This is a genomic window from uncultured Arthrobacter sp. (genome assembly GCF_964021775.1).
Classification (GTDB): Bacteria; Actinomycetota; Actinomycetes; order Actinomycetales; family Micrococcaceae; genus Arthrobacter.
On sequence record NZ_CAXHZI010000022.1, the window covers coordinates 51514 to 59052 of the forward strand.

6 protein-coding genes and 3 pseudogenes are annotated in these 7539 nt (G+C 65.1%); 3 read left to right on the forward strand and 6 right to left on the reverse strand.

Going from position 1 to position 7539, the window contains the following annotated elements:
• Positions 1-4: 4 nt before the first annotated feature.
• The 4 genes from ABIN76_RS15115 to ABIN76_RS15130 form a co-directional block, all read right to left on the reverse strand.
• Positions 5-1573, reverse strand: coding sequence for a multicopper oxidase family protein (locus tag ABIN76_RS15115; RefSeq protein WP_346960493.1), 1569 nt, complete (start codon positions 1571-1573; stop codon positions 5-7).
• 40 nt (positions 1574-1613) lie between these two features.
• The gene (locus ABIN76_RS15120) at positions 1614-2363 is read right to left on the reverse strand and encodes a cytochrome c biogenesis protein CcdA (protein WP_346960494.1); all 750 of its coding nucleotides are present in this window, start codon (positions 2361-2363) and stop codon (positions 1614-1616) included.
• Positions 2364-2367: 4 nt separating this feature from the next.
• Positions 2368-3258, reverse strand: a complete 891-nt coding sequence (locus ABIN76_RS15125; protein WP_346960495.1) for a F510_1955 family glycosylhydrolase — start codon at positions 3256-3258, stop codon at positions 2368-2370.
• A gap of 77 nt (positions 3259-3335) precedes the next feature.
• Positions 3336-3941 carry a DUF305 domain-containing protein gene (locus ABIN76_RS15130; protein ID WP_346960496.1) on the reverse strand — a complete coding sequence of 202 codons (606 nt, stop codon included), beginning with the start codon at positions 3939-3941 and terminating at the stop codon, positions 3336-3338.
• Positions 3942-4813: 872 nt separating this feature from the next.
• Between ABIN76_RS15130 and ABIN76_RS15135 the strand changes: the two are divergent.
• The 3 genes and pseudogenes from ABIN76_RS15135 to ABIN76_RS15145 form a co-directional block, all read left to right on the forward strand.
• A pseudogene (locus ABIN76_RS15135) lies at positions 4814-5041 on the forward strand (DUF302 domain-containing protein); the annotation flags it as partial.
• Between the two features lie 150 nt (positions 5042-5191).
• On the forward strand, positions 5192-5386 hold the full coding sequence (locus ABIN76_RS15140) for an SHOCT domain-containing protein (protein WP_346960501.1): 195 nt from the start codon (positions 5192-5194) through the stop codon (positions 5384-5386).
• Positions 5383-5955, forward strand: coding sequence for a sulfocyanin-like copper-binding protein (locus ABIN76_RS15145; protein ID WP_346960497.1), 573 nt, complete (start codon positions 5383-5385; stop codon positions 5953-5955). The genes ABIN76_RS15140 and ABIN76_RS15145 overlap by 4 nt, the downstream gene beginning before the upstream one ends.
• A 220-nt stretch (positions 5956-6175) precedes the next feature.
• Here ABIN76_RS15145 and ABIN76_RS15150 read toward each other — a convergent pair.
• Both ABIN76_RS15150 and ABIN76_RS15155 read right to left on the reverse strand, forming a co-directional pair.
• Positions 6176-7009 (reverse strand): annotated as a pseudogene (locus tag ABIN76_RS15150) (IS256 family transposase); the annotation flags it as partial.
• Positions 7010-7063: 54 nt separating this feature from the next.
• Positions 7064-7539 (reverse strand): annotated as a pseudogene (locus ABIN76_RS15155) (two pore domain potassium channel family protein); the annotation flags it as partial.

A 7539-nucleotide genomic window follows, 5' to 3' on the forward strand; every position in this document is an offset into this window, starting at 1 on the left:
TCCCTTATTTGATGTAGGAGAAGACGCCCATCATGCCGCGTTCGGCATGGTAGGCGTTGTGGCAGTGGGTGAGCCACTGGCCCGGGTTGTCGGCGTCGAAGATCACTGTGACGGTTTGTTTGGCGCGGACGATGACGGTGTCTTTGCGGGCGCCCCCGGCGCCCATCTGGAATGTGTGTCCGTGCAGGTGCATGGGGTGCCACATGTCGGTGTCGTTGATGAATTTCACTTCGACGCGTTCGCCGGCCTTGATGTCGAAGGTGTTCTCGAACGGCTTGGTCATGTCGAAGCGGTGGCCGTTGATGCCCCAGTCGTATTTGGCCATCCCGCCGGTGAGGTGCACTTCGTGGGTACGGTCCGGGGTCTTGTCCTTGAGGTTGACGGCGGGGTCGGCTTTGAGCTGGCCGCCGTCCACGACGGTTCCCTCCAACGTGCCCGGCAGGGTTGCGGGAAGGGGTTGCTTGCCGGTGCCAGTGCTGATGAATCCCAGTGCCTGCCCGGTTTTACCTTCGGGCAGCGCCATGACGGGGGTGAAGCCGTCTTTGACGGTGAGGAGGGCGTCGATGCGTTCGCCCATTCCGAGTACGACGGCGTCGACGTCCTGGTGTTGGACGGGGAACCCGTCGGTGTGGGTGATGGTGAGTTTCTGGCCGGGGATGCCGACGCGGTAGGCGGTGTCTCCGGCGGCGTTGATGATCCGCAGCCGGATGACCTGACCCGTCTTCGCGGACAGGATCTCGGCCTGGTCCGGGGCTTTTGAATTGAACAGGTGGTACGGGTAGCTGACGTCCCCGGCGTCGCCGCCGAGGAATTCGCTGCGGGAACCCATCAGCATATGCTTCATGCCCGTGCCCATCGAGCCGCCTGAGGGGGAGGGGGAGGAACCCATGTCCATGCCGGACATGGACATCCCGGACATGGACATGCCGCCGGAGAGTTCTTTCAGGACGTCGTCCGGGGTCCCGGTGATGCCGTCCATCCAGTCATCGAGGACGATGACCCAGTCCCGGTCGTAGATGAGTTTCTCCGCCGGGTCCTCAATGATCAGCGCCCCGTAGAGGGCGCGCTCGCGCTGCATTTCAACGTGGGAGTGGTACCAGTAGGTGCCGGGATGGGCGAGGCGGAAATCATACGTGAATTTGGCACCGGCGGCGATTGGGTCCTGGGTGACGTCCGGAACGCCGTCCTGATCGTTCCGCAGGGCCAGGCCGTGCCAGTGGATGCTAGTTACGTCCTTCAGATTATTGGCCAGTGATACCTGGAGCCGGTCCCCGGCCTTGGCCCGGAGTGTCGGCGCGGTCAGCGCGCCGTTGTAGCCCCATGTTGTGACCGGCTTCCCCGCGACAGTTGCCTGAAATGATTCGGTTGTCAGCTTCTGGGTGACAGTTTTTCCGCTGAACGCCCGGCGGACTTCGTAATCGGCGACAATAGCGTCTCCGGGCATGACTCGGTCCGGGAGGCCGGTGGGGACCTTCGTGTTGGTGCACGCGGCGAGGGCCGCCGCTGCGGCCGTTGCGACTGACAGGCCCAGAAAGCGGCGCCGGCCGAGGTGGTGATCGGTGTGGTTGTTCATGTGAAGTCCTTCGCGGTGGGGCCCGTGACGGGCCTAGATATTAGATGGGTGTGAGAAAGGTTCCGGAGAGGTTCTGGAGCTGATAGATCCACTGCACCCAGAGTCCGCTGACCATGAGGACGCCCAGGATGATCAGCATGGAGGCTCCGGCGATGTTGACGACCCGGATGTGCCGGCGGACGAAGGCCAGCGCGGTGCTGACCCAGTTCAGACCCAAGGCGGTCAGGGCGAACGGGATGCCCAGGCCCAGGCAGTAGGCGAAGGCCAGCAGTGCTCCGCGTCCGGCGCTGGCGGTGGTGACGCTCAGGGACAGGACAGCGCTCAGCGTCGGACCCATACAGGGGGTCCAGCCGAGTCCGAAGACGATGCCCAGCAGGGGCGCCCCCGCCAGGCCTGTCCTGCGGCCGAGGGTGAGCTTGCGGGTCTGCTGAAGCCAGGGTACAAATCCGAGCAGGGACGCGCCCATCAGGATCACGACCACGCCCAGGCCGCGCATCAGGACATCCTGGAAGCGCAGCAGCCAGGACCCGATCGCGCCGAAGGCGGCTCCGTAGAGGGTGAAAACGGCGGCGAAGCCGAGTACGAAGAGTCCGATCCCGGCCAGAACGCGGCGGCGGTTATGCGGCTGGGTCGGGTCGGTCAGCCCGGACACGTAACCGAGGTAGCCCGGTACCAAGGGCAGGATGCATGGCGAAAGGAAGGACACCAGGCCTGCTGCCATAGCCAAGGGTATGGCGATGATCAGGGCCCCGGAGGTCACCGTAGATGCGAAGAAGCCGCCGATGTCCATCGGTTCAGTCCGCGTCTGAGGGCCGGAACGTGGCCCCGCCGTCGGTGGACACCACCAGCCCGGTGGGGGTGGCGGCCCAGAGCCAGGGGTTGCCATCCGTGCCTTCCGTGGCGGCGACGGCCTGGACCTCGCCGGGGATTTTGCCGGTCTGTTTCCAGGTTGAGCCGGCGTCCGCGGAGTAATACACGGTCCCGTCGGGTGCGGCCCCTACGGCTTCCCTGGCGCTGGCAAAGGCGGCGAACTGGATCACCGGGGCGGCCTTGTCCAGCGTCCAGGTGGCACCGCCGTCGGTCGAACGCTGCACACCGTCCCGGGTGGTGGCAAGGACGGTGTCGCTGTAGGGATTCCCCGCAAGGGCTGCCGGGGTAAAGCTTGCGGCGACGGATTTCCAAGTGGCGCCGTCGGTGCTGGTGCGCAGGTTCCCGTCGAAAGCCACAATCCCGGACTTGGTGGCGGCGAGGGCATGGAAGTCGGATTCGTTCTGCCGGGAGAGCTGTTCCCAGGTTTTGCCGCCGTCGATGGTCCTGATCAGGCCCATCGGGCTCGGCAACGACGAGTCCTTGCCCGGGTGTCCCGAGGCGTAGAAGACGCCCTGGCCCCGGGCGGCGGTGAAGCTCATCAGGTCGTTGGCGGGGCCAATTTTGACGGCCGGTTTCTTGGACACGTCAAAGAGGCCCTCGTGAGTGGCCAGAAGCACCTGACCGGCTGCGCCGTTAACGCTGAGGCCATGGACGTGGGTGCCGGGCAGGCCCGCCGCCGCGTCGTTTGTCGACGAGGAGGGCGGGGCTGATTCCGGGGTAGAGGAGGCCGGTGTGCAGGCCGAGAGGGCCAGGAGCAGACCGGCAGCAGCCGTGGCTGCGGCAATGGGCCGCTGCAGGATGGTGGGGAAGGGCATGGGTGACTCCAGATCGAGGGAGGGTAATGGGTCCGCGGCACCGGTCCCGCCCGGGGACCGGTGCCATGCAGTGCTGGCTACAGGGCGGCCAGCAGTTTCTTCATTTCCTCGATTTCCGCTGCCTGGGATGTGGCGATGCTTTTACTCAGGGCGACCGCATCGGCGCTTTTACCGGTCGATTCCTCGGTTTTGGCCATCGTCACTGCCCCCTGATGGTGGGCGATCATCTGGGTCAGGTAGAGCTTGGCCGCTTCGGTGCCCTGCGCGGCGTCCAGTTTCGTCATGTCGTCGCTGCTCATCGTTCCGGATGTCATCCCGGACATGTCGCCGCCGGCCATCTGGGCGGGTTCGTTCCACTGCTTGAGCCAGCCCGTCATCTTCTCGATTTCGGGTGCCTGTGCGGCCTTGATCCTGGTGGCCAGGGTTGTGACCTTGGGGTCGATACCCTGCTTCTTGAGAATCAGGTCGCTCATCTCCACGGCCTGGGTGTGGTGGGGGATCATGCCTTGGGTGAACATGGTGTCCGCCGCGTTGTGGTCCGAGGCGGCCGGGGCTGAATCCGTGGACATGCCGGATCCGCCCATGTTCATGCCGGGCATGCTGCCGCCGGATCCGGTGGAGCAGCCGGCCAGGGCGATCGCGGCTGCGATGGCCGCGGCGGAGAGGGTCAGAATTTTCTTCATGGAAATGGGGTCCTTCAAGACATCAACCGGCGCATGGAGCCGGTGGCTGGCGACGCGCACGACAATGCTGCCGGAGTTCCGGCAGGGCACGTCAGGGTAAAGGCTTATGCGGCGGTCAGGACACGGCGCAACTCAGCCGTTTACGTCCGGCTGATGCAGAGGTCGCCCGGGGAAGGACTTCCGGGCAGGTATGCGTAGGGGGCGAAACCAGCCCGCAATGGGGCCGGGACGGTAACCGCAAAGGGGGTGGACCCCGGCGACGGGACCGCCAGCGGGGGATTGCCCGGGGAAGGGATGCAGACGGCGTCCATGGCGGACATCGTCGCGCATACGCCTGGGGCCGCGCACCAACCCACTGTCATGGAGGCCGTGTCCTGTGCAGCCGTGGCGCCCCGGGCCGCGGCGCTATCCGGTGCGGTCATGGGCGCAGCAGTAGCCTGCGCAGCCCGGGCCAAGTCCGTGCCCGGGCTAACGGCGGACGCCGGCATGCCGTGGGAACCGGTCAGGATGTGCATCCCGAGAATCCCGGCGATAAGGACCAGCGTTCCGGCCAGCAGCGACGCACAGCGGAGGAAGGCCATGGCTCGCGCGCAAAGTGCAGCGGTCATGGTGTTTCTCCCTCTCTGTGGTTCGTGTTTCACTTAAGGATACCGGCCCGGGGTGCTCCCCGCGTCCGCCGGGTCCATCGGTCTTGGGCGGCCTTTCATTTCAGCCTGCGCAGGAGCTGCGCGTCCAGGGCCGCAACGATCGTTGAGACGGCCATCCGACGGCGCTGGCGACTCCGAGAGCACGCGATCCGGGTAAGGCTCGACGCCCGGCATGCAGCCGAACAGAGACGGTGTTGTGGCCAGTGGCCTGGCTGAGGTTCTGCCGCAACGTTCGAGGCCAAGCTCGGGGAGGAGAGCGGACAGGCCCTGGGCGACTGCCTCATCCTGGGCGTCTGCAATCCCGCCCTGGCCCAGCGCGCTCTCACCGCGGAACCGGACATGGGACTGCTCCTTCCCTGCAACGTCGTCATCCGGCGCGGCCGCGGCGCCGACGCGACCGTCATCCAGACGATCGACCCGCAGACGATGGTCCGGCTCAGCGACGCCCCGGCCGGTGCTGCGCCGATGTATGCCCGCCGGGCCGTTATGCCCTGTTTCGGGAGGAGCCGCGGACGTAGTTTTACAAGTGGAGGTCTGATCATGATGGATGGCTGGTACGGGAATGGCTGGGGTGTCGGCGCGTGGGTGGCCATGGCCGTGTTGATGCTGATTTTCTGGGGTGGAGTGGTAACTGTCGTTGTGCTCTTGGTCCGGCGTGCCCGTCCGGGGGAGGGGCCGGCCGCGCAGCGGCCGCCACACCACGACGCGGAGCGTATTCTTACTGAGCGCTTCGCCCGCGGGGAAATCGACGAGCAGGAGTTCACTGCCCGGCGCGCGGCGCTCAGGCGCCAGGAATGAAGACACTTTCCCGCCGCGGGCAGGTCATCTTCGGGATCGTAGCCGTGGTTCTTCTGACCGCACTGTCGCTCGTGGCGGTCGGCGTCGTGGGCAGTGTTGTGAACCCCGGGGGCGCCGGTTTTCTGTCCCGGACCCGGTGCGTGGCTCCGAGTCTTCCCGGGTCTGTCGTGAGCGTTTCACTGACTAATATGGGCGGTCCGATGATGGGTCGGCCCGACCGCATGATGGGCGGCGCCATGCCGATGACGGCAGACCGAAGCACGGTGGCAAATGGCCAGGTGTCTTTCCTGGTCACCAACGCCGGCACCATCAGCCACGAACTCGTCATCCTTCCCCTTCCCGAGAGCCAGATACCTGGCACCCGCCCGATGGGCGGGGACGCCAAAATTGATGAGTCCGGCAGTCTCGGGGAAGCGTCGAATACCTGCGCCGACGGTGCTGGTCAGGGGATCTTGCCCGGCGCGTCAGGCTGGGTCACCGTCACGCTGCCACCGGGCCGCTATGAGCTGGTCTGCAACCTCCCCGGCCATTACGCGGCCGGGATGTACACCCAACTCAGCGTCACCTAAACCCTTCGGGAAGTCTCCGCCCGCGACCTTGACGCCCGGAAGCAGACGGCAATGGCGACACATAGTCCTGTCCCCAAAATCAGTTGTGGCCCGGCAACTTCACCGACCCCTTTTGGTGCGCAGCCGGACCCGTACGTCGACGCTGGAGACTTAAGACTGCCCCTTTCGGCCCGGTGTTGGCTAGCCTGCTGACTATCCAGGCGTTGCCGTCCTTCGTTGACTCCTCCCACGCGTTCTCCACAGCCTCACGATCGCCCCGTATTTACTGCCGTACCGCTCCGTGAGCTCCTCGAACGCCGCTCTGGCGGCTGCGGCAGTCGGGGCCGTGTAGATGGGCTTCACGTTGCGTTTGAGGCCGTCCCAGTCCTTCTTCGAGGCCAGCCGGAAGGTGTTCCTGATCAGGTGCAGAATGCAGGTCTGGACCGTTGTCAACGGCCACACATTCGTCACGACTTCGGGCAGGCCCTTGAGTCCGTCGCAGACCAGGAAGAAGGTGTCCTTCACGCCGCGGTTCTTGATGTCGGTGAGCACGCTCATCCAGAACTTCGCGCCCTCCCCGCCGGTCCCGGCCCATAGCCCGAGGATGTCCTTCTCCCCGTCAGGGTGACGCCGATGGCGGCGTAGATGGGCCGGTTGGCGACTTGCCCGTCACGGATCTTGACCACGATGGCGTCGATGAAGATCGCGGCGCAAACCTCGTCCAGCGGCCGGTTCTGCCAGACGAGCACCCTGTCGGTGATCCGCGAGACCGTCTCCCTCGACACCGACGCGCCATAGATCTCGGCGAAGTGCGCGCTGATTTCTCCCGTGGTCAGGCCCTTGCCGTAGAGCGAAAGGACCATCTCATCCACCCCCGTCAGGCGGCGCTGGCGCTTCTTCACGATGACCGGTTCGAACGTGCCTTCCCGGTCCCGCGGAGACCGTCCGGACCGGTCAGCGACAGACCCTGCTCCTTCGCCATTCTGACCAGCTCGCGGGCAGCATCAGCCTCGGATATTTGTGTCTGGTTTTCAGTGGTTTTGGTACTCGTCAGAGCCTCAAGATTTGCGGCCATATCGGGCTCCTTCCCGCCAGGCTTAACGCCCGGCGTGTCGAGCCAGATACACCGTTATTTCCACAGTCCCGGGCGCCCATGATCCTGCGTGAAGGAGTTGAATATTTCTGTGGTGGACGAGCCTGCGATGCCGAATTGCTTGTTGAGGGTCTGTGCGAGGTCGTCAACGGCGGTTTGCAGAATCCGGCCGTTGAGTTGGACGTCCTGGTGGGCGGAGTTTTGGGCTTTGGCGCTGAGCGCGATTGCGTATGCGATGGAGGCGGCCAGGGCTATCCTGGAGTCCGTTTCCCGGAAATAATAGGTTTCGGCGTTCTGCGTCATGTCGATCCGGGCTTGCGTGATGCCGGCGGTAAGCTGCTCAAGTACCCGGCTTCCGGTGACCGGCCGAACATTTTCGAGGTTTTCGGCGTAGTGGTTTTCTTCCAGGTGGTGCAAGCGGAGAGCAAGTGCCCGTCTGCGTCCAAGGGCGGGGTAAATCTGGTTAAACCAGGACAACGCGGCGGTGAGCAGGGCGAACCCGATCAGGCCCT

What these genes read in the sequence shown, in the direction of transcription:
- ABIN76_RS15115 (WP_346960493.1), bottom strand. Translation starts at nt 1,573, where the DNA reads ATGAACAACCACACCGATCACCACCTCGGCCGGCGCCGCTTTCTGGGC.
- ABIN76_RS15120 (WP_346960494.1), bottom strand. Translation starts at nt 2,363, where the DNA reads ATGGACATCGGCGGCTTCTTCGCATCTACGGTGACCTCCGGGGCCCTG.
- ABIN76_RS15125 (WP_346960495.1), bottom strand. Translation starts at nt 3,258, where the DNA reads ATGCCCTTCCCCACCATCCTGCAGCGGCCCATTGCCGCAGCCACGGCT.
- ABIN76_RS15130 (WP_346960496.1), bottom strand. Translation starts at nt 3,941, where the DNA reads ATGAAGAAAATTCTGACCCTCTCCGCCGCGGCCATCGCAGCCGCGATC.
- ABIN76_RS15140 (WP_346960501.1), top strand. Translation starts at nt 5,192, where the DNA reads ATGCTGATTTTCTGGGGTGGAGTGGTAACTGTCGTTGTGCTCTTGGTC.
- ABIN76_RS15145 (WP_346960497.1), top strand. Translation starts at nt 5,383, where the DNA reads ATGAAGACACTTTCCCGCCGCGGGCAGGTCATCTTCGGGATCGTAGCC.